The organism is Paenibacillus sp. FSL H7-0737 (genome assembly GCF_000758545.1).
Taxonomy (GTDB): Bacteria; Bacillota; Bacilli; order Paenibacillales; family Paenibacillaceae; genus Paenibacillus_AQ.
The window spans coordinates 5,623,439-5,644,305 of sequence record NZ_CP009279.1; the positions used below are offsets into that span (position 1 = coordinate 5,623,439).

General features: G+C 46.6%; 20 protein-coding genes. 5 read left to right on the plus strand and 15 right to left on the minus strand.

Translation table 11 applies throughout. The annotated features are described in order from the left end of the window. Nucleotides 1-223: 223 nt before the first annotated feature. The 4 genes from H70737_RS24540 to pdxR all read right to left on the minus strand — a co-directional run bounded on the left by H70737_RS24540 (nucleotide 224) and on the right by pdxR (nucleotide 5,193). Nucleotides 224-1,219 (minus strand): ABC transporter substrate-binding protein, encoded by a 996-nt coding sequence (locus H70737_RS24540; RefSeq protein ID WP_052404409.1) that lies wholly within the window; start codon nucleotides 1,217-1,219, stop codon nucleotides 224-226. 220 nt (nucleotides 1,220-1,439) lie between these two features. Then, on the minus strand, nucleotides 1,440-2,183 hold the full coding sequence (gene gpmA, locus H70737_RS24545; RefSeq protein WP_042191518.1) for a 2,3-diphosphoglycerate-dependent phosphoglycerate mutase: 744 nt from the start codon (nucleotides 2,181-2,183) through the stop codon (nucleotides 1,440-1,442). A 547-nt stretch (nucleotides 2,184-2,730) separates the two neighbouring features. After that, complete coding sequence (locus H70737_RS24550) at nucleotides 2,731-3,516, minus strand: helix-turn-helix domain-containing protein (RefSeq protein WP_042191520.1); 786 nt, start codon at nucleotides 3,514-3,516, stop codon at nucleotides 2,731-2,733. Nucleotides 3,517-3,687: 171 nt separating this feature from the next. Further along, the gene (pdxR, locus tag H70737_RS24555; RefSeq protein WP_042191522.1) at nucleotides 3,688-5,193 is read right to left on the minus strand and encodes a MocR-like pyridoxine biosynthesis transcription factor PdxR; all 1,506 of its coding nucleotides are present in this window, start codon (nucleotides 5,191-5,193) and stop codon (nucleotides 3,688-3,690) included. Nucleotides 5,194-5,336: 143 nt separating this feature from the next. On the opposite strand from pdxR, the gene H70737_RS24560 reads away from it, so the two are divergent. The 3 genes from H70737_RS24560 to H70737_RS31370 all read left to right on the plus strand — a co-directional run bounded on the left by H70737_RS24560 (nucleotide 5,337) and on the right by H70737_RS31370 (nucleotide 7,702). After that, on the plus strand, nucleotides 5,337-5,954 hold the full coding sequence (locus H70737_RS24560; protein ID WP_042191524.1) for a pyridoxamine 5'-phosphate oxidase family protein: 618 nt from the start codon (nucleotides 5,337-5,339) through the stop codon (nucleotides 5,952-5,954). Nucleotides 5,955-6,132: 178 nt separating this feature from the next. After that, on the plus strand, nucleotides 6,133-7,434 hold the full coding sequence (locus H70737_RS24565; RefSeq protein WP_042191526.1) for an aminotransferase class I/II-fold pyridoxal phosphate-dependent enzyme: 1,302 nt from the start codon (nucleotides 6,133-6,135) through the stop codon (nucleotides 7,432-7,434). A gap of 148 nt (nucleotides 7,435-7,582) precedes the next feature. Further along, the gene (locus H70737_RS31370; RefSeq protein WP_212567871.1) at nucleotides 7,583-7,702 is read left to right on the plus strand and encodes a YjcZ family sporulation protein; all 120 of its coding nucleotides are present in this window, start codon (nucleotides 7,583-7,585) and stop codon (nucleotides 7,700-7,702) included. Between the two features lie 141 nt (nucleotides 7,703-7,843). Here H70737_RS31370 and H70737_RS24570 read toward each other — a convergent pair whose 3' ends face one another. From H70737_RS24570 to H70737_RS24590, 5 genes are all read right to left on the minus strand, one after another. Then, a complete protein-coding gene (locus tag H70737_RS24570) occupies nucleotides 7,844-9,064 on the minus strand; it encodes an ABC transporter permease (protein WP_042191529.1) in 1,221 nt (406 codons plus the stop codon). Nucleotide 9,065: 1 nt separating this feature from the next. Then, nucleotides 9,066-9,812 carry an ABC transporter ATP-binding protein gene (locus H70737_RS24575; RefSeq protein WP_042191531.1) on the minus strand — a complete coding sequence of 249 codons (747 nt, stop codon included), beginning with the start codon at nucleotides 9,810-9,812 and terminating at the stop codon, nucleotides 9,066-9,068. Beyond that, nucleotides 9,809-11,311 (minus strand): DEAD/DEAH box helicase, encoded by a 1,503-nt coding sequence (locus H70737_RS24580; protein WP_042191534.1) that lies wholly within the window; start codon nucleotides 11,309-11,311, stop codon nucleotides 9,809-9,811. Before H70737_RS24580 ends, H70737_RS24575 begins: the two co-directional genes overlap by 4 nt. A gap of 97 nt (nucleotides 11,312-11,408) precedes the next feature. After that, nucleotides 11,409-12,185 carry an SDR family NAD(P)-dependent oxidoreductase gene (locus H70737_RS24585; protein ID WP_042191537.1) on the minus strand — a complete coding sequence of 259 codons (777 nt, stop codon included), beginning with the start codon at nucleotides 12,183-12,185 and terminating at the stop codon, nucleotides 11,409-11,411. A 28-nt stretch (nucleotides 12,186-12,213) separates the two neighbouring features. Then, entirely contained in the window at nucleotides 12,214-12,669 is a 456-nt protein-coding gene (locus H70737_RS24590; RefSeq protein WP_042130872.1) for a chemotaxis protein CheX, read from the minus strand. A gap of 253 nt (nucleotides 12,670-12,922) precedes the next feature. Here H70737_RS24590 and H70737_RS24595 point away from each other — a divergent pair, with 253 nt between their 5' ends. Continuing rightward, on the plus strand, nucleotides 12,923-13,825 hold the full coding sequence (locus H70737_RS24595) for a LysR family transcriptional regulator (RefSeq protein WP_042191539.1): 903 nt from the start codon (nucleotides 12,923-12,925) through the stop codon (nucleotides 13,823-13,825). Nucleotides 13,826-13,894: 69 nt separating this feature from the next. After that, on the plus strand, nucleotides 13,895-14,704 hold the full coding sequence (locus H70737_RS24600; RefSeq protein WP_042191541.1) for a histidinol-phosphatase: 810 nt from the start codon (nucleotides 13,895-13,897) through the stop codon (nucleotides 14,702-14,704). 99 nt (nucleotides 14,705-14,803) lie between these two features. Here H70737_RS24600 and H70737_RS24605 read toward each other — a convergent pair whose 3' ends face one another. From H70737_RS24605 to sdhA, 6 genes are all read right to left on the minus strand, one after another. Further along, nucleotides 14,804-15,544: an NADPH-dependent oxidoreductase gene (locus tag H70737_RS24605; protein WP_042191544.1), complete on the minus strand. Its 741-nt coding sequence runs from the start codon at nucleotides 15,542-15,544 to the stop codon at nucleotides 14,804-14,806. Between the two features lie 174 nt (nucleotides 15,545-15,718). After that, the gene (locus tag H70737_RS29990) at nucleotides 15,719-16,261 is read right to left on the minus strand and encodes a GNAT family N-acetyltransferase (protein WP_052404410.1); all 543 of its coding nucleotides are present in this window, start codon (nucleotides 16,259-16,261) and stop codon (nucleotides 15,719-15,721) included. A gap of 31 nt (nucleotides 16,262-16,292) precedes the next feature. Further along, complete coding sequence (locus H70737_RS24615) at nucleotides 16,293-17,237, minus strand: metallophosphoesterase (protein WP_052404411.1); 945 nt, start codon at nucleotides 17,235-17,237, stop codon at nucleotides 16,293-16,295. A gap of 19 nt (nucleotides 17,238-17,256) precedes the next feature. Continuing rightward, nucleotides 17,257-18,048, minus strand: coding sequence for a DUF3891 family protein (locus H70737_RS24620; protein ID WP_042191546.1), 792 nt, complete (start codon nucleotides 18,046-18,048; stop codon nucleotides 17,257-17,259). Nucleotides 18,049-18,236: 188 nt separating this feature from the next. Further along, nucleotides 18,237-19,001, minus strand: a complete 765-nt coding sequence (gene sdhB / locus H70737_RS24625; protein WP_042191549.1) for a succinate dehydrogenase iron-sulfur subunit — start codon at nucleotides 18,999-19,001, stop codon at nucleotides 18,237-18,239. Between the two features lie 75 nt (nucleotides 19,002-19,076). Then, on the minus strand, nucleotides 19,077-20,819 hold the full coding sequence (gene sdhA / locus H70737_RS24630; protein WP_042191550.1) for a succinate dehydrogenase flavoprotein subunit: 1,743 nt from the start codon (nucleotides 20,817-20,819) through the stop codon (nucleotides 19,077-19,079). Nucleotides 20,820-20,867: the final 48 nt, after the last annotated feature.

Below are 20,867 nucleotides of genomic sequence, written 5' to 3' on the forward strand. Positions count from 1 at the left end.
CTCATAGATTTATTGAATATACTCATGTATCACAGAATTTAAGTTTTTCAAAATAACTAAAAAGACTCACTCGGCCGATAGCTAAACTTATAAACCGAAGTTAAGATGGAGCCATTATAAAACAGCTACATTAAAAATAGCAGGGAGAATCAGCATCGCTCAATGCCGATTGTCCCTGCTATAAAAACCAAATGCAAGCTCGTGGACTTTCGTTGAAGTAGAATTATTTTGCAGATAAAAGACTCTCAGTAATGTAATTTAACTGCGCTTCAAGCGTAACGGGATCACTATATGTATCAGCGGTTGGGTCCAGTTGGAATACGTTGCCTGTTTTTACGGCAGGAAGATGCTCCCATAAGGGGTTGTCGTAGACGATTTTCGGATCACTCGTATCACCAGCCCATGGGCATGTGAATACAATATCTCCAGCAAATTGAGGCAGCTTCTCAAGGGAGATTGTTGCCCAACCAGTGCCGCTGTCTATAGCTTCTTTCTGTGCTTCAGGAGGTGCTTTCAGACCAAATTCATTATAAATAATTTCTCCACCGCGCCCGTAGCTGTGACCGAATACGAATAGACCACCGGAAAACGGATTTAGGATAGAAACGGTTTTGTCACCTACAGCTGCTAACACCTGAGGCTTCAATTCTTTGATTTTTTTGTTCCATTGTTCCACCCAAGCTTTAGCTTCGGCTTCTTTCCCCGTTAATGTACCGAAATCAAGCATTTGATCTCTGATAGTTTTTGCACCGTATTGAATGGCTACTACTGGCGCTATTTCGGCCAGCTTGTCGAGTCCTTCCATTCCGGAGAATACAACAATAAGATCAGGGTTCAGCTCTAAAATGTGTTCAAGAGATGGTTCAGCTCCAAGGCCTTGAACGCCTTCCAGCATTCCTTCAAAGTAGGGACTGTTTAAGACACCATTCATAACACCAACCGGTTTGATACCTAACGCCAAGAAGTATCCTGTGTCGAAGGAGGTTAAATCGACAATCCGCTTCGGATGTCTGGGTACTTGAATATCTCCGTTACTTGCTTGATATGTAATCATGTCCACTTCGCTGGATGAGTCATTGCTGTTTGATAAAGATACGGCACTCTCTGTCCCGTCTACTGAGGAGGTAGTATGCTCAACTGCTTGTCCGCAAGCTGCTAGCAGTAACGATATAACCAAAGTAAACACAAGCAATAGATAAGTTTTTGGAGATCTAAACAAAATAAATTCACTCCAATCGACATAATATATAATGATACTGATAATCATTATCAATGCAACTATATAATATTATTCTATTCTTGGCAATGTAGAATGCGTTAACATCTACTGCATGTACCTTTTGGACACCTACTACACACTAAAAATAAAAGGACAGCCCCATGGCTGTCCCTTAATCTTTTCAAGTCATTATATGCTCTCTTTACATCTGTTACGCCTATTACACATGTCCTTGCTTAGCAACATCACGCGCCTTGGCCGCAACCTGTTCCGGATCTCCTAAATAAAAGCGGCTGATTGGATTAATGTCCTCATCCAGTTTGTACACGAGTGGTACTCCTGTAGGAATATTGAGCTCCAGCAGTGCTGCCTCATCAATATCCTCCATAAATTTGATCAACGCTCGCAGTGTATTGCCATGGGCTGAAATGAGCACCCGTTCCTTTTTACGTACAAGGGGAACGATGCGGTTTCTCCAGAAATCACCTACACGATGAACAGTATCTTCCAGACTCTCGCCTCGCGGAATATCCTCCGGACGAATACTGCTATAACGAATATCGTTTCTGGCATACCGAGGATCATTAAGCTCAAGCAGTGGAGGCCGAACCGATAAACTCCGTCGCCAGAGATGCAATTGTTCTTCACCGTATTTTATCGCCGTTTCACTTTTACTAAGTCCCTGAAGTGCACCATAATGCCGTTCATTCAGCTTCCAGGACTTTTGCACAGGAATCCACAGCAGATCCATTTCATCGAGAACATAGTTGAGTGTTTTGATCGATCGTTTGAGTACTGATGCAAAAGCAAGATCAAATGTATACCCTTCATCCTTCAAAAGCTTGCCAGCAGCCTTAGCCTCTTGAATACCCTTCTCGGTTAAATCCGGATCACTCCAACCCGTAAACAAATTCTGCACATTGTACTGGCTTTCACCATGACGTATCAGTACGATTTCGTACATTTTATCTCTCCTCCCACCTATATGCTCTGGAACTCTGTTACATCATGCAATAGATCACCGTGATAATCTCTAGTATGGGCGTTTTTTGGGCAATTGAATGTAAGATATGCAACAGAATGCAAAATTACCCTCACAGGAGATTTATTCTATTGTATCAAATACAACGAGAGGAACGATAAATCCTTCAGTTTGCCAAGCATAAATGCCTAGCGGCATCCTTATAAGGACGGTATGCGTTTATGTCTTATATTTCAAAAAAACCGGAAGCCTGTTGGCCCCGGTTATTTAAAGTCTTTGGTCATATCCAGCGATTGTATACCTGCTCAGTTTAGAACCAGCTATCTATGGCAAAAGCACTCGATTGTTTTAATCTTCTCAAACGGTTTCTAAAAAGCCCTGCGCCTCCACTTTTACAATCGGTGTTGCAGATTCGGCGTCTGATCATCATCCCTTGCGTCTCCCCTTCCAAGAAGTTATGTAAATTCTCTGTAAACTAAACTGCAAAGTATTTACCCTTGGATGAAATAACTGAAACAACGAATGCAAATCAGCGGATCTCAGATGGACTTTTTCCGGTATACTGCTTGAACTGGCGGCTGAAAAAGAAAATGTCACGGTATCCAAGTGCATCCGCTACCTCAGTAACATTCATTCCAGCGTAGAGCAGCAAATGCTGAGCACGCTCAATCCGAGCTCGAATGACATAAGATTGAACGGAAGAGCCAGTAAGCTCCTTAAACTTAATTGAAAAATACCGCGGCGACAGCCCTGCACGTGCAGCAAGATCCTCTACGCGATGCGAAATCCCGGGATGTTGGCTCACATAATTCGCTATTTCGTGAATAATCTCTGTTAAATGGTTGCTAGCATAACGTTCTACAGGCTTCACTCGGTCCTCCCTAAGCAGATGAATCATTAGTTGCTTTAGAACAAGCTGCCCTTCTTCCTCAGCCGCGTACGTATCCACTAGGAACAGCCGGACGTAACGAGCAAGCAGATGCTCAAATTCAACGGTTTCTGCAAGTACGCGATAGGGCAGTGGAACATCCGTCACCTCTCCGGTGACATCAAAATGAATATATGTAAGGACAAGTGGTCTTTGCGGATTATGAGTAGCGCTTGTATGATCACCCGGACGGAACAAGAAGCAGCTCCCCTTGCCCACTTGGAAGGGTTCCCCGTTACGAATAACCGTCCCTTCCCCGCTCCATACATAGAATAAATCATAATTTTGCAGCGACTTCTCTCTTTTTTGCCATTTCCAGCTTGGTTCGCACACAATCTTCGCCAAGGCAGGTAATATAACAAAAGAGGATGGCGATGCGTGCAGCATAACGTTCCCTCCTAAAAGTTTTGTTAGCATAATCTACTTGAGTTACTCCGCAAAACTTGCTTCGTAAGCATTCACATAGTTTTGTTAGCATAATCTGCTTGAGTTACTCCGCAAAACTTGCATCGTTAGCATTCACTTCGTTTTGCTTCCCATCCCCACCATCATACCTTGTCATGTTGCAGTTTGTACATCTTCCCACGCCAAAAGCAGGCGCTTTATTCCTTCCTCCAGCTCCACAGCATTCAAATGGGCAAAAGCAAAACATGCGGCTGGCTCCCCCGGCGAAACTTGATATAACGCCACATCTCTGAAATCCGTGCCGCGCCTGTGCGCTGCCGCCCGGAATGCCACGAACTCTTCTCTACTGCGTAGCCACCGCCCATATACTTGCAGCCCCGCATCGCCAGGCAGCAGCTCAAACAGCTCATTAAACTGTTCCGACAGCATCGCCCTAAGGATGCGACCGCGTTCACCATAAATGCGGGTCATCCGACGCAGATGACGGCCATAGCCGCCAGTATTCATAAACCGTGCCAATGCCCGCTGTTCCAGCAGTCCGACTGGTAAAGGCTCATATAGCGCCTTAGCGGCGATCGTCGACTTTACCAGAGAAGGTGGAAGCACTGCAAAGCCAAGCCGAAGGCCAGAGAACATCGTGTTTGAGAAGGAGCCAATATACACGACCCGTTCTCCGCGATCTAGCGCTTTTAATGGCTCGATTGGACGTCCTGACCACCGAAACTCACTGTCATAATCATCTTCAATGATTACCGCTTCATGTCGCTGCGCCCATTCCAGCAAGATACGCCTCCGTTCCAAAGGGAGCACCACACCTGTAGGAAATTGGCGACTTGGTGTAACAAACAACAGACGCGCATCCCAATCCTCCGGAATTAGACCGCTATCATCCAGCTTTCCTACCAGCAATCGTCCCCCATTGATCTCTACCGCTCGGCGAATCCCATGGAAACCCGGATCCTCGACAACCGCTTCGCCCCCTGCATCCAGCAGCAGCTGGGTCAAAATAACGATGCCTTGCATCGAACCGCTAAACAATACGATATGCTCTACATCCGCACGAATCCCGCGGGTAATCCGCAGATGCGCAGCGATAGCTTTGCGAAGCCCTTCATCTCCTTCGGGAGGACAAGTGCTTTGCAGCATACCGCCTTCTTTCCCTCCAGCATACGTTAGCGCACTGCGCCATTCGGCGTAAGGAAAGTGCTCCATCCGCATACCGCCGCTAAGGAAGCTTACAACATTCTTGCTACGCTGCTCATACAAGGGTGTCGGGCGCGTGAGCAGTCGTTCTCCCCATGCCGAAAGTGGGATCGTTCTCTCAGATGCAGAGCCTCCCCCAGCAGCATCTGCCACCTCACCCGAAGTCACATTTTCACGCTTATTATCTCCAGAAGCTGAAACAAAGCTATCTTTTGATACGAATGTCCCCCGTCCAGTCACCGTCCTTACATAACCATCAGCGAGCAACATTTCATACACCTGCGAGACCGATCCGCGCGACAAGTCATAGTGCATAGCCAGACTTCGTGTAGACGGCAGCTGAGTGCCACCCGGGAGAGTTCCCTCCAATATTCCAGCGCGAAGTGCATGATATAACGCTAAATATTTGTAGCGGTGTATCGCCAGATATTGATCGAATGCCAGCGTAATATTCATTGTTTCCCTCCTTGGCCAGCAAGTGGTCCATTAAAAACTATCTTAATTGGTCCTTTTTAATTGTCAACTACTCTACTATTCTTGAAAGAACATCTACATCGGAGCAAATGCTCTACACTATTAAGAATAAGGACGTGAACCCTATGCGCAGAAAAGAATTTCAAGTAGATCAGGAGGAAGAATTGATCTCTTTTCTAGACGGAATGAGCTTCGGTTTTCTCGGTACAAGCGATGAACAGGGGCTACCGCGGGTGACACCGCTGAATTTTGTATATACAGATGGTTGTTTCTATTTCCACGGTAGTCATGCTGGCGGCAAAATGAAGGCGATCCGCAATCAGCAGAAGGTCTGCTTTACCGTAGCGGATGAGTATGCACTGATTCCGTCTTATTTTAGCGATCCAGAGATGGCCTGCCCAGCAACCGCATATTTTAAAAGTGTTACCGCCTACGGCATAGCCGAGCCCGTCGAAGACATTAGCGAAAAAGCCATCGTACTCTCCTTATTTATGAAAAAACTCCAGCCCGAGGGCGGCTATAATCAGATAGATGCAGAGGACCCTAAATACCGTCCCCGTCTAAAGGGCGTCGCGGTAGTGCGCATTACCCCAGATGAGATAACGGCGAAGTTTAAGTTTGGGCAAAATCTAAAAGAAGAAGGACGTTCTGGGGTCATTTCCGGCCTATCTGAAAGAAATCATCCACGTGATGAAGAAACCATTGAAATGATGAAAAAATACTGCCCCTATCACTCCGAATAATAGATACGGATAAACCAGTTTCTCGTTCAAAATAAGCGCTACGTATAGTGTAAAACTTAAACTTCCTTAAATTTTAAAAAAACGTATCTTTCCAAGTGACGGTTGCAAGTGGCGGTGATATAATGTTAGGCAATGTTAACAGTATGTATCCCCAAAGAACCCTGGAAGGATGAAACTGATGAATCCACTAGCTGGACAATTAAACGAAAGTATCAAAGCAGGAAATGAACATGTATATGATATGCTCTCTACGCTTGGCAAAGAAATTTACTTCCCTAAGGAGGGTATCCTGAGTCAATCTGCTGAAGCAGGAGCTCACGCCAAGAAATACAACGCAACCATCGGCATTGCTACCGAAGGCGGTGTACCTATGCACCTCGGTGTCATTCAGGATAAGCTTTCCGCTTACAGCCCTAAGGATCTGTATAGCTACGCTCCTCCAGCAGGTAAACCAGAGCTGCGTACTGTATGGCGTGAAAAGATGCTGCGCGAAAATCCATCGCTAGAAGGTAAAACCATCAGCAATCCTGTTGTAACCAACGCCCTGACTCATGGGCTTAGCATTGTCGCTGACCTCTTCGCTGAGCCAGGTGACGCTATCATCTACCCAGATAAGAATTGGGAGAACTATGAACTAACCTTCGGAATTCGCCGCCATGGGGAGACCGTTAACTATCCGCTTTTTACAGAAGAAATGACCTTTAACAGTACGGGTCTTGAAGAAGCGCTACTGGCTCAAAAAGAACGCGGAAAAGCGATCGTTCTGCTGAACTTCCCTAACAATCCTACAGGATATACTCCAGGGATTAAGGAAGGCGATGAAATCGTCGCAGCTATCCTTCGTGCGGCTGAGGAAGGTATTAACGTGGTTGTCGTAAGTGATGATGCTTACTTCGGACTGTTCTTTGAAGACTCACTAAAGGAATCATTATTCGGTAAGCTTGCTCATCTGCACCCACGTGTGCTTCCAATCAAAATTGACGGTGCAACTAAAGAAGAATTCGTCTGGGGCTTCCGTGTTGGCTTCATCACTTATGCCTCGGAAGACAAGGATTTGCTGGCTGCATTGGAGCAAAAAACATTAGGCATCATTCGCGCCACTATTTCCAGTGGTGCACACCCATCACAGACCTTCGTATTGGATGCACTAAAATCTCCACAATTCGAAGAACAGAAGGAAGAGAAGTTCCAAATCATGAAGGGCCGTGCGAATAAAGTAAAAACGCTGCTCGATAGCGGCAAATACGGCGATGATGTATGGACGTATTATCCTTTTAACTCCGGCTATTTCATGTGTCTGAAGCTGCATACTGTTTCGGCTGAAGCTCTTCGGCTTCACCTGATTCATAATTACGGACTGGGCACTATCGCTCTGGGTGAAACAGATCTGCGGATTGCTTTCTCTTGTATCGAAGAAGAACAGCTCGAAGATCTGTTTGATCTTGTATACGCAGGCGTTCGTGATCTGGAAAAAGCTTAACAAATCTTTCATATTCCTTCCAATCAGCTCCGTTTCTACGGGGCTGATTTTTTTCTGGACTCCTCCGGCATTGGCCTATACATGCTTCTCTCTCCGCACATACAATACGATGTACTCAAGTACAACACACACCGAAAGGGGAATGAACATGAGCGAAGAAGTAAGAGGCGGATTTAACGGTTGTTGTGGCGGTGGATTCACAAGCACTGGCGCCATTCTGGTTCTCTTTATCCTGCTGGTAATCATCAGCCGTTCACTCTTTGTCTAACTAGAGATGACAGTCTCGGGAGAGAGCTTTGAGCTCTTTCCCTTTTCCAGTGGTACACCTCATTCCCCACGCAAAAAAGGCTCCCTCATCCGTAGAATCCTCTACTTTTGAGAAAGCCTTTTTTTATTTTGAAGTAACTCCCTACAAATCCTCGTCAGCCATCTTTGCCGCTTTGCGGGACAAGTATCCCTTAAACAGAAAGGATACCAGAACCCCTGCTACAAATGTACCAATCACTGGTAGTAGACGGTCGCCTATAGAGGCTAAGAAAGGTAAACCAAGAATCAGTGCCACTACCAGATGCGCGCGGAATACGAATTGCGTTGTGTTATCCGCCTTACTGCCTTCAGGAAAAGGATATACTGTCAGCCAAAAAGACTCACTATGCAATTTGCGGAGTGCCGACAATTGTACACCAATAATGAACAGGAAGAACAAATAGATGGCTGTACCGAAGTAACTGTCATGGTTCAACCAATTCAGCAGCAAAGCCAGTACCGAAATCCGCATAATGATTCCGAAGATATCTCCTCGGGCGAAGCTTTTGGTCAGCAGATAGCGGTAAGCCGTATCCTTACGCCAAGGCAGCCGAGCCCCCCATTTGGAAAGATAACGACGAGGATATACCCGTTGCTCACGGCCCGGTACATCCACGAACCAACCCAGAACCATCAGGGCGCGTCCACCTTGATTTTTTTCCATGGCGATTAGTCTTTCCCAAGGTACGGCGTGGCGTCCAGGTACGGATAGTGCAACAAGATAGGCTGCTGCTAATAGCGCCATAAATATCAGGCTTCTACCGGCAGGCTGCCACAACCAAGCGGCAATAATTAATCCTCCTACTGCCCAGCGTAAGAAAGTGAATATGCCTGCCATCGGACGCGACAGCATAGCTATCTCTTTCCATAAGCCGTAACTCGCGACTAGCTTCACAGCAATCAGAATCAATATTGTAAATAACAGCCGCTTAGGCGAGTCATCTGTACGTATGTACAACGGCCAAAGGGTAATGAGTACAAATAACAATCGAACAATCTTCCATACGTTCCCACTCACCCACGAAGGTGCGAAATATTCCTTCATTCGATGTCCTTGAGGCAATAGAAAGATCGTATCCGGAGTCTGCAAATAGGTGCGGAAGCTGCTATTTACTGCTGCAGGCAGCAGTATTGCAAGCATAATCCAGCGGATGGGAATACCTTCAGGCACATTCTGTAACAACGATGTATACCAAGCAGAGAAGACAATCAACACAAAGAGGAAGACCATAGCTACGCCGCTTTGAATGATATATCCCACATAAGGAAGCATACTTCCCATGAATCGACCTCGCCGCGTGCGCCGCAGCTCTTTCAAATCCATATTATTTCCCTCCCTGAACCAGCTCGTAGAACAGCTGCTCCAAAGTCAGCCCCTGTAGTCCAGTGCTTGCCGCAATTTCTGCCAGCGTTCCCTGAGCAATCACCTTACCTCTATGCAGCACAATAAAGCGGTCGCAATAATTCTCAATGGTAGAAAGAATATGAGAGCTAAGCAGAATAGAGGAGCCTGATTTTTTCAGATCCATCATGAAATCAAGCAGAGAGCGAATCCCGAGCGGATCCAGTCCTAAAAAGGGCTCATCGATCACATATAACGCAGGGCGTGCCACGAAAGCGCACATGATCATGACCTTCTGCTTCATCCCTTTGGATAGATGAGTCGACAACGTGTCCATCTTATCTTCCATATGGAACAGCTTGGCTAGATGTAAGGTGCGAGTTTCGTAGTCACTTTGTTCTACCCCATACGCTCTTGCTGTAAATTCAACATGCTCACGTACTGTCATTTCATCATACAGAAGAGGCGATTCAGGCACAAAACTCAAAGCATTGTGATATCCGATGGGATCTTCAGCACGGGTCTTGCCCTTTACTGTGATATCGCCCTTATGGGGCGACATCAATCCTAGAATATGCTTCATGGTCGTACTTTTTCCTGCTCCATTTAAACCAATTAAACCAACCATTTCGCCAGGCTGCACCTGAAGTGCAATATCATGCAGCACCGGCTTATTCAGGCTGTATCCACCACTGAGGCCCGTAATTTGCAATACGGGAGAATTATTCATTGACCGTCACCTCTCGGAGTTTTGTCTTTCAACCACTTTGGTGCTCCTTTATTCTTACGGTTCTTCTCACGTTCCGCATTGCTGCTGCGTTTGCTTCGTGCAGGAGTAGCACCTCCACGTGCGCCTGCAGAAGGGTTCACACTGCGCTGAGAATCGCGCTGTGATTCTACGCTTGCCTCACTTGTCTGGATCGTTGCTAGTCTTTTAACAGGTTGCTGCTCTGTGCTGGTTGTAGACGGCTGAGTTCCTGCATTCCCAGATGTTCGCGCCTGTGGCTTACTGCTGCGCGGAGAAGAAGCATCGCGGCGTTGTCCGCTGCTCTCATTTCGTCCCCGTCCACTATTCAAAGCGTTGCGCGCTTCATCTGCTGCTAGCACCTTGCCACCGACCATTTCCCGCTCTTCAAGGGCAATATCCAGTTCACGCGCAAATTTACGCATAATAAAGGTCTGCTGCTCTGTCACAATCGTTACGGATAATCCGCGTTTTCCCATCCGACCCGTACGACCCGCACGATGTACATAATGCTCGGAATCAAAGGCAGGATCGAAGCTTACTACCAGTGACAAATTCTCAATATCCAGCCCTCTGGCAGCTACATCACTGGCAACAAGCACACGGAATTTCCCTTCGCGGAAACGTGACAGTACATTACTGCGCGTTACTTTATCAGCATCACCGTAAAGTGCGGCTGCGGTCAGTCCAAGATGGTTTAGCTTAGCCTCTACCTCTGCAATATCATCAGTCGCATTCACGAACACAATCGCCTTTTCTGGATTGTAATGACGGATGACCCGACGCAGCATGTCTATTTTGTTGCGTTCTTCCGTTACAACGTAATGATGCTCTAGACTCTCTGCTGTCATGACACCAGGAGCAATTCCAACCTCTGCCGGGTTCTTCATTTCACGATTTGCCAAGGCTTTCGTCTCCGGACCAATGGTTGCAGACAGCATAACGAGCTGGCGTGAACGCAGTGCGCTGCTAACAATTTTCGTTACCTCTCCGGCCCCGCTTAGCTGAAACATTTGGTCCGCTTCATCTAGAACAATCGTGCTGACTTCATGCATCTTTAACTTGCGAAGACCAATCAATTCGCGAATCCGGCCAGGGGTTCCCACAACAAGCTGTGGATGCTCACGCAGTTTATCAATCTGGCGTTTGATGGCTGCCCCGCCAATAAGACCCATTACTCGAATCCCACGGTGTTCGCCATAACGTTCCGCCTCACGTAAGATTTGCATCGCCAGCTCCTGTGTAGGGGCGAGCACCAGCTTTTGGACCACCTTCTGCTCCGGATTGATCGTTTGAAGCAGAGGCAACAGATAGGCCAAGGTCTTACCCGTTCCAGTCTGGGAAGCAGCAATAACATCTCTTCCCTCCAGCAGAAGTGGAATCGTCTGCTCTTGTACCGGGGATGGAGCGTTAATACCGAATTCCGACAATCGGGCAACTAGGTCTTCCTGAATGCCGATAGCCGCAAAAGAAGCTTTATTCATAAGTGTAATTCATCCTTTTCGCTTGAGATAATATCTTCATTATATGCCAAAAAGGCCTCTCCACCAAATGGAAGGCCAATAATGCTGACGGCAGGCTCTATTTTCTGTTCATCGCATTATAAGTAAGCTTGTCCGCCAGGCGAGGAAACAGACCATAAAGCCGAATACCAAACCCTGCCAGACCCGGAAGATCAATCTCTTCTTTGCCAGTTTCCATGACTTTTACGATCTTGGAAGAGACATGTTCTGGTGTCATCATCATCCGAGCTACACTCTTTTCATAATTGCCGGAAGGGTCAGCCGTTTTGAAAAAATCAGTGGCAATGGGACCAGGGTTCACAGCCGAGACGATGATTCCGCTCTTCCGCAGCTCCTGACGAAGTGCATTCGTGAATCCGAGAACAGCATGCTTGGTGGCTGTATAGGCTACCGATTTGGCTGTACCGATCTTCCCTGCCATAGAAGCCACATTTACGATCTGGCCACTTCCCCGCTCTAACATATGTGGAACAACAGCCTTCGTACAGCGAACAATCCCCATATAGTTAACATCCATCATATCATCAAACTCATGAGGCTCCATCTCTGTAAAAGCGGCGAATTTACCATACCCAGCATTATTTAGCAAAATATCAATTCTGCCGTAAGTCGCCAAAATTTGAGCAAAGGTCTCTTGTACACCGTCGGCATCTGTTACATCGCATGTATACAGTCCAAAAACGCCCGGAATACCGGCCGCCGTTTCTTTCAACTTCGCTTCGGAACGTGCCACAAGGATCGGAATCGCACCTTGCTTACTAAGCATTTGTGCGGTTAATGCACCAATACCGCTGGATGCTCCTGTAATCACAACAACCTTATCTTTAAGTACCATAAAAAGTATTTCAGCTCCTAACTCTTGCCTAAGAGATCATCACCTGAATATCCATCTCTCCAACCCCATCCATCAACAATGGAATACTAAGTGCTCTGCGAGGCAAAAAGGACATGCTCTCAAGCTTCATAATTTGGGGAGGACTTATATCCACTGAAACCCCCTGATTATATAGAATCGTACTAGCATTTCCACTGATCATATTGCCCAGCTCTGAAATTGCACTCTGACCCATCTCATCCATCTCCGTAATCACATACCCGCCCATCATAATCGATACCATTCGCAAGGCTACCTGCTCTGCGATACCAAATATAATATTTCCGCTCAGCTGGCCTGTCATTCCCACTTGAATCCATATATGATTATCGATCAGTTCAATTTCTTTGATGCCTAAATTCCCAGTGGAAGGCGAGACCTGAATCACTTGTTCTATAACTGTCCGTGCAGATTCTAAAAACGGATTAATTACTTCTGCTTTCATGAAAGTCCTGTCTCCCCCTTTATCGTGCTTTAGTCATATACCAAAAGTCCCAAGTAATATGGATTTATTATACTTTATATATCGGCACAATTCAGCAAAAATTAATGTACATGTCGAATTCGAACCCAAGTTTGTTTATGTTGCAACATTGCTCTGTCGGGTATTATCTCCTATAATTTAAATCAAATGCCAACATGGAACGTAATATTTCACCCCATCACTTTCATATTTGCTTGTCCAAAGGAGGTATTCCATGAACATCAGCCAGCTGGAGACACTAATAACGATCTCCAAAACGATGAGCTTTCGCAAGGCCGGAGAACTGCTTAACTTGACCCAACCAGCGGTTTCAGCACAAATCAAGAGCCTTGAAGAAGAGTTCAAAACACAGCTGGTTGACCGGAACCAGCCTGTTACGTTAACCGATCGAGGAACTGTATTTCTGGAGCATGCGGAACAAATTGTGACGATTGTGGAGGAGCTTAAACAGAGACTTGCGGACCTTGAAGATAATCCCCAAGGACATATTATTCTCGGCACTACTACCTCTATCGCCATTCAAATTTTACCGCGTATTTTGTCCTATTTTAAAGACCAGTTCCCTCATATCAAAACATCTATTTCCTCTATGTCCTCGTCTCAAATTTATCAACATGTCGAGAATGGCATTGTCGATGTCGGCATTGGCTATTTGATCGGACGAAGTCCGAGTATGACTACTTCCATTCTTTATTATGATACATTCGAGTTGGTGGTCTCACCTAGACACCCCCTGGCTCAAGTTAAGACTGCAGGTATAGAAGCCCTAAACAAAACCCCGCTAATTCTGCTCTCACCGGATACAGTGGGCCGTAAATTTGCCGACGAGGTATTCTCCAAGCATGGCATAGAGCCACAGGTAATTATGGAACTGACCAGTAGCGAGGAAGTGAAACGGATGGTAGAACTCGATTTAGGTGCAGCCATTATTTCCAAGCAGTCAGTGACCGCTGAGGTGCGAGCCGGTTCCCTCAAAATTGTGCCTATTATTGAATTGGAAGTCACACATCCTGTTGGCGTCATAACGAAGTCTGGAAAATACGTGAACTCAGCCATGAGACAGTTTCTCAGCGATCTCAAAGGTATGCCGGAGACACAATTTATTGGATCTGAATAAAAAACACCCAATAGTGGAATCGATACTTCTGAGCTAATTGCATAACCTTGTTTAAAGGAGTTGATCTTGATGAAATTTGACCTGCATACACATCATTTTCGCTGTGGCCATGCTGATGGAACGATTAGAGATTATATCGAAGCCGGAATTTCAGCAGGTTTAGGGGTAATAGGCATTTCTGATCACACCCCATATTTCGGAAGCCCTTCCGAGCAAGCTTTTCCTCTAATTGCTATGGGTAAGTCCGAATTCTCAAACTATGTTGAGGAAGTCCTCTCCCTCAAAAAAGAATACGAAGGTGTAATCGACGTTCTGCTAGGTATTGAATCAGACTACTTCCCTGAGCATGCCGAGCTTTACCGCAAAACATTATCCGCCTACCCTTTTGATTATGTGATTGGATCGGTACATAGTGTTGGTGGCGTCAGTATCTTTAACAAGGGTCGCTGGAAAGGGCTTAGCAAAAATGAACAGATTCGTGTGAAGTCTGATTATTATCGATTGATTGCTGATTCCGCCCGCAGTGGCATGTTTCAAATTCTCGGTCATATTGATGCGATGAAGGGAAATTATCCTGCTTTTTCAGAAATCCCTGCTCCAAAGCCAATTGATGACTGTCTGCAAGTAATTAGTGAATGCGGCGTGGCGATCGAAATTAATACCTCAGGCGGAACCAAGCTGGTTGGCGGTTGGTATCCATCAGAAGATATACTGGAGCGCGCACATCATTTTGGCGTTGAGGTTACTTTCGGTTCGGATGCGCATAAGCCGTCCCGAGTCGCAGAAGACCGAGATGCGGTAGCTGCACAGCTAAAAGCAATAGGTTTTACACATTGGGTTTATTACAAGCAGCGCGAGAAAATTAAAGTTTCACTGTAAAGATTTCTTATATTTCGAACAAATGCACCAAGCGTTATTGGTTTAGGGGTGGGGTTACCCTCCGTTAAACCAATCTCCGCTTGGTGCATTGTCGTTTATTTATAGGTTGTCGCAGGTAAACCCTTGCTGCTTCAGGGTGCGCTTCGCATCCCCATATTCCGGGTTGATATCGTAAAAATGAGCAATCGTGCTCGTCCAATCTCTCTCCGTTAATCCCTGCTGCTGCATATATTCACGGTGGGTTTGATTATAAGCCTCCAGGAGACCTTCCACATCCGGATTGTATTGTTCCTCATGAAACACCGCTTCCAGCGGCAGCCGCGGCTTCTGTGCGGTCTCTTCGGCTGGATATCCAACACAGAGCCCGACGATAGGGAATACGTACTCCGGCAGCTTCAACAAATCAATAACGCCTGCTGTATTGCGCCGGACACCCCCAATAGGGATGATCCCGAGTCCCATGGATTCTGCCGCTGCAATCGCGTTAGCCACTGAGATACCAACATCTGTAGCTCCAACGAGCAGAGCATCTACATCTTTTACCGCTTCAAAAGACTTGCCTTCCACTTTACTTGCTAATTTCGCTCTATAGAAGTCCATGCAGAACACCAGAAAGACGGGGGCTGCTGCTACATGCTTCTGATTACCGCACAAGACCGAAAGCTGCTGCTTACGTGCAGGATCCTTGATAGCTATAATGGAGACCTGTTGTCCATGAACCCATGAGGGCGCTGCTTGGGCCGATTCGATCATTATCTTTAGCTTATCCGGCTCCACTTGTAGATCAGAATACTGCCGGAAAGAACGGTGATTCATTAACGTCTGTATTACATCATTCAAGATGTTACGCCTCCTTCTCAATTCATTCGACTGTTAGTTAATCATAAACGATCGGATTAGGTCCTGACAAAAAAAATGGACCCGAATCATCGGGTCCCAAAGCAGTATATTTTTAAAAGGGGGTCATGTACTTAGTTTAACCGGACACTGTTAGAGTTTCATAACGGCATTATTTCATTTGTGTAACAATGTGAATACTTTCATTACATCGTCCAAGGAGCCTACTCTGGGCATCACTCGCTCCAGCATCATGCCGTTCTTAAGCATCACACGTTCGGATCTAATATTATCTCCTCGGCAGCGCCCTTCGATCCGTGTGATTCCAAGCGTATGAACACTGTAATTTAAAAATAAGCCAACCGCCTCTGTCGCCAATCCGCCTCCCCAGTACGCCGGGTCTAGCATATATCCTAAAGTGGCCTTGCCCTCACGGCGGTTCCAATGCTGTAAAGCAACAATACCGATCAACTTCTGCTGCTCCTTCAAATAGATACCCGCATGTAATGCGCAAGGATCGAATGCGAATAACATCCGGTTCACCAGCTTCTCCACCTGAGCAAGGTCTGATCCAGCTCCGGTGCGTATTTGAATATGAGCCTGCACTTCTGGGTGGGAGAGCAATTGCTGCAAATGACAGGCATCCTCGGGCGGAATCATCCTAAGGTCAACCGCCACACCTTGTTGCGTCTGGAACGATACTGCCTCATAAGTGCTCATACTCTCTCCTCCATGCAGCTAAAATATCAGCCTATTCATCCGATGAATGGTGCAATGTCAGCACCGTTAATTCAGGCCTACATAGAAAACGAAAAGGCATGACTGTTTCGCCAAAACCTCTATTCACATACACTGGCATACGCTTGGTATCTGTATAATACAATCCATTTATGTACTTTTGAGACCCATAAGGGGTGAATGGCGCACCTACAAACGGCAGGCGAATCTGTCCTCCATGGCTGTGCCCGGATAGCTGTAGGTGAAAGGAATGAGCCTGTGCTATATCAGCATAATCCGGTTCATGCATCATCAGAACGGTAAAGGTTCCTGCAGGCACACCCTTGAGTGCCTTCACAGGGTCAGGCTCGCCATGCAACAGATCATCCAGTCCGGTCACAGCCATAACTGCCCCGCCTCTTTTTAGAAGATAAGATTCATTCCTTAGCACCCGGAAACCAGCAGATGTAAACAACTCGATAATCCGCTTCGTATTCTTGAAATCATGGTTGCCTAGCACCGCATATTTTCCTAGTGGAGCATTCAGCTCTGCCAATACAGGTATGGCATCTACAAGATCCTCAGGGTTGCTGTCCACGATGTCGCCTGTAAAGCATATAAGATCCGGTTCCTCCTTAGCGATACGCTCTGCAAGTCGAGCCAGATCACGGGCATCCTTATTAAACCCAAGGTGAGTATCACTGAAATGGACAACCTTCATGCCTGAAAAAGCAGAGGGAATATCTTTGAAGGACAACTTCAGCTTAGTAACCTGAATCCAGTTGGACTCCCCTTGCCAAGCGTAACCACTTGTGAGCAAGCCTGCGCCGATTACAGTAGCCGCACCTCGAACCAGGAATTGCCGGCGGGTCATAGTTGTCTTGCCCTTAGATCGACGTCCAGAGGCGCTAGAGTGGGTGTCTTTACCTGAATGATTATTTTTCTTATTGGGAGAAGCCCCAGACGATTGTATATTCATACGGAGTTTCTCCTTCCCTTCAGCTTTCGTTTAGAGCCGTCAGTACAATTCTACATTCTTCCTCTGGCGTATCACGGTATGCGGGTGCGATGCCTCTCTTAGCAATTTCTGATTGTTGGACTCGTTTCAGCATAAAGGCTACTTCCACCGTCTTCTTAAAGGGAAAAGGATCCAGCACTAACGTTGACTTATCTTTCCACTCCACGGTTATCGTACGACCTGACGTAAAACTGAAATCTTCACTGCCAGAGAATCCTTCACGCCACCATGGATGCTCCTCAGATTTCGGGCTACCTGGTTCATTTAAAGCCAAATATAGAGATAAGTCATCGCAGAATTCCAAAAGACGGGCATCATAATACAGCTCATCTTCACCAATCGGTTTAGATACTTCCAGTTCTCGGTGAATACGGGATCTACGTTCCTCTTCATGCTCTTGATATAACGTCAGTTCTGGATAATCCAGTCCCGAAATCTTAATGAGTCGTTCAAAATGCAAGCTGCACAAAAGCGCTCCGTAAGGTGTCCGCGCCTCGATCTCATCAAGTCCTCGCTTATAAAAGGTCAGCTTCGGCACTACAGGAAAATCAATAAAGCTGTAAGGCGCGTGTTCCGCATCGTTCCAAAAGGGCGTCTCATCTAGATCAATCCAGCCCCGGTCATGTTCAGCTACCGCCCAAAGCACCTCATCCCGGCGTCCTTCTTCTGGCACATGCTCTTCCTTAAACCAAATGGCAAGCTCTCCAGCTAACTTCCCGTGATCATGCTGTTTAACCATTACAATTGCTCCATCATGCTCCCGACAAATCACGATTATTCCTCCCTGTTGTTCCACACCTAACGTACGTTAACAATGGATATTATAGCATATGCTATTCATTCTTCTGAGCTAGACTAATTTCCTAATCTCTACCAATTATAAACAAAAAAGCTATCCTCAGCGAATATAAATCCACCATTGAGGATAGCTCAATATTAAAGATCCGGCGGTACTACTTATTACACACCTAACCAGCGTTTGAACATATGTTTTGTCGTCTGCTTATTAATTTCTGCAATGGAGGTGGTAAGAGGAATACCTTTTGGACAAGCGCGCACACAGTTCTGTGAGTTACCACAACCGTCAATACCGCCATCATCCATCAATGCGTCCAATCTTTCATCCGCATTCATTTCACCCGTAGGATGAGCATTGAACAGGCGTACTTGAGAGATGGCTGCGGGTCCGATGAAATCCGTCTTCTCGTTGACATTCGGACAAGCTTCCAAGCATACACCGCAAGTCATACACTTAGATAATTCATAAGCCCACTGCCGTTTCTTCTCCGGCATACGTGGTCCCGGCCCAAGGTCATACGTACCATCGATTGGAATCCAGGCCTTTACTCGTTTAAGTGCGTTGAACATCCGGGTACGGTCAATCACTAAGTCACGCACCACCGGAAATGTCTTCATTGGCTCAATGCGTACAGGTTGTTCCAGATTGTCTATAAGCGCTGCGCAGGCTTGGCGAGGTTTGCCGTTGATCACCATCGAGCAAGCCCCGCATACTTCTTCTAGACAGTTGGAATCCCAGCATACCGGAACGGTGCTGTCACCTTTGGCATTCACAGGGTTACGCTGAATTTCCATCAAAGCACTGATTACATTCATACCCGGACGATAAGGGAGCTCAAATTCCTCAACATAAGATGAGCTTTGTGGATCGTCCTGGCGGGTGATGATAAACTTTACGTTTTTGGGAGCTGTAGCAGTTTCCGCCATAATGGTTCCCTCCTCAAATTGCCTAATTTTATTTCATTAAGCTTGCCTCGCAAGCTGTTTCACTGCTGGGAAAGATTAATCCTTCGAATAATCACGGACCCGTGGAGGGATCAGTGAGACATCGACTTCGTCGTAAGAGATTTGCGGACCGTCCGCAGTCCAAGCTGCTTTTGTGGTCTTCAAGAATTCCTCATCATTACGATCCGGGAATTCCGGTTTGTAATGAGCGCCGCGGCTCTCATTGCGCATAAGCGCTCCCAGTGTCATCGCTTCGGACAGCTCCAGCATGTTCCACAGCTGACGGGTGAATGCCACACCTTGGTTATTCCAGCGTGACGTATCGTTCATATTGATATTGCGATAGCGTTCTTTAAGCTCTTTGATTTTGCCAATGGTCGCTTCCAGCTTCGGATTGTGCCGTACAACCGTCATATTGGCGGTCATCCATTCGCCCAGTTCCTTGTGAATCACATAAGCATTCTCTGTACCTGACATCGCTAGCAGAGACTCATATTTGTCCGTCTGCTTTTTGTGGAAGCTATCATATACAGAAGAAGAGATATCTTGTGACGATTTCTTCAGACCTTTGATGTATTCAACAGCCTTTGGTCCAGCAACCATACCGCCGTAAATGGCAGATACCAGAGAGTTAGCGCCTAGACGATTCGCTCCATGATATTGATATTCACATTCGCCTGCCGCAAACAGACCAGGAATGTTTGTCATTTGGTTGTAATCAACCCACATACCGCCCATGGAATAGTGCACAGCCGGGAAGATTTTCATCGGTATTTTACGAGGGTCATCCCCCATGAACTTTTCGTAAATTTCAATAATCCCGCCAAGCTTCACGTCCAGCTCTTTCGGGTCCTTGTGAGAGAGGTCCAAATACACCATGTTCTCACCGTTAATACCCAGCCCTTGATCCACACACACATTAAAAATCTCACGTGTAGCAATATCGCGCGGCACCAAGTTACCGTAGGCTGGATATTTCTCTTCAAGGAAATACCACGGCTTTCCATCTTTATAAGTCCAGATGCGGCCGCCTTCACCACGTGCTGATTCCGACATTAAGCGGAGCTTGTCATCTCCCGGAATAGCCGTTGGGTGAATCTGGATAAATTCTCCGTTGGCATAATGTACGCCCTGTTGGTACACTGCACTTGCTGCTGTACCCGTATTAATTACGGAGTTCGTTGTTTTACCAAAAATAATACCCGGCCCGCCGCTAGCCAAAATAACAGCGTCTGCAGGAAAAGTCTCAATCTCCATCGTCTTGAGATTCTGGGCACTTATGCCGCGGCATACCCCTTCGTCGTCAACGATGGCCGAGAGGAACTCCCAGTTCTCACGTTTCGTTACAAGACCTTCGGACTCCCAGCGGCGCACCTGCTCATCCAACGCATACAAAAGCTGTTGACCTGTCGTTGCGCCAGCAAATGCAGTGCGGTGACGCTTCGTTCCGCCGAAACGACGGAAGTCGAGTAATCCCTCAGGAGTGCGGTTGAACATTACGCCCATCCGGTCCATAAGGTGGATGATACCCGGTGCTGCTTCACACATCGCCTTGACCGGTGGCTGATTCGCCAGGAAGTCACCGCCGTAAACGGTATCGTCGAAGTGCTCCCAAGGGGAGTCGCCCTCCCCTTTCGTATTTACCGCGCCGTTGATGCCGCCTTGCGCACAAACGGAGTGTGATCTTTTTACAGGCACTAATGAGAATAATTGAACATGTGCACCGGACTCCGCTGCCTTGATGGTAGCCATCAGGCCGGCCAGACCGCCACCCACGATAATGATATTTGCTGTTGCCATGATAGTTCACTCCCTTTATTGAAAATATCAGAAAGGATTCTGGAATCT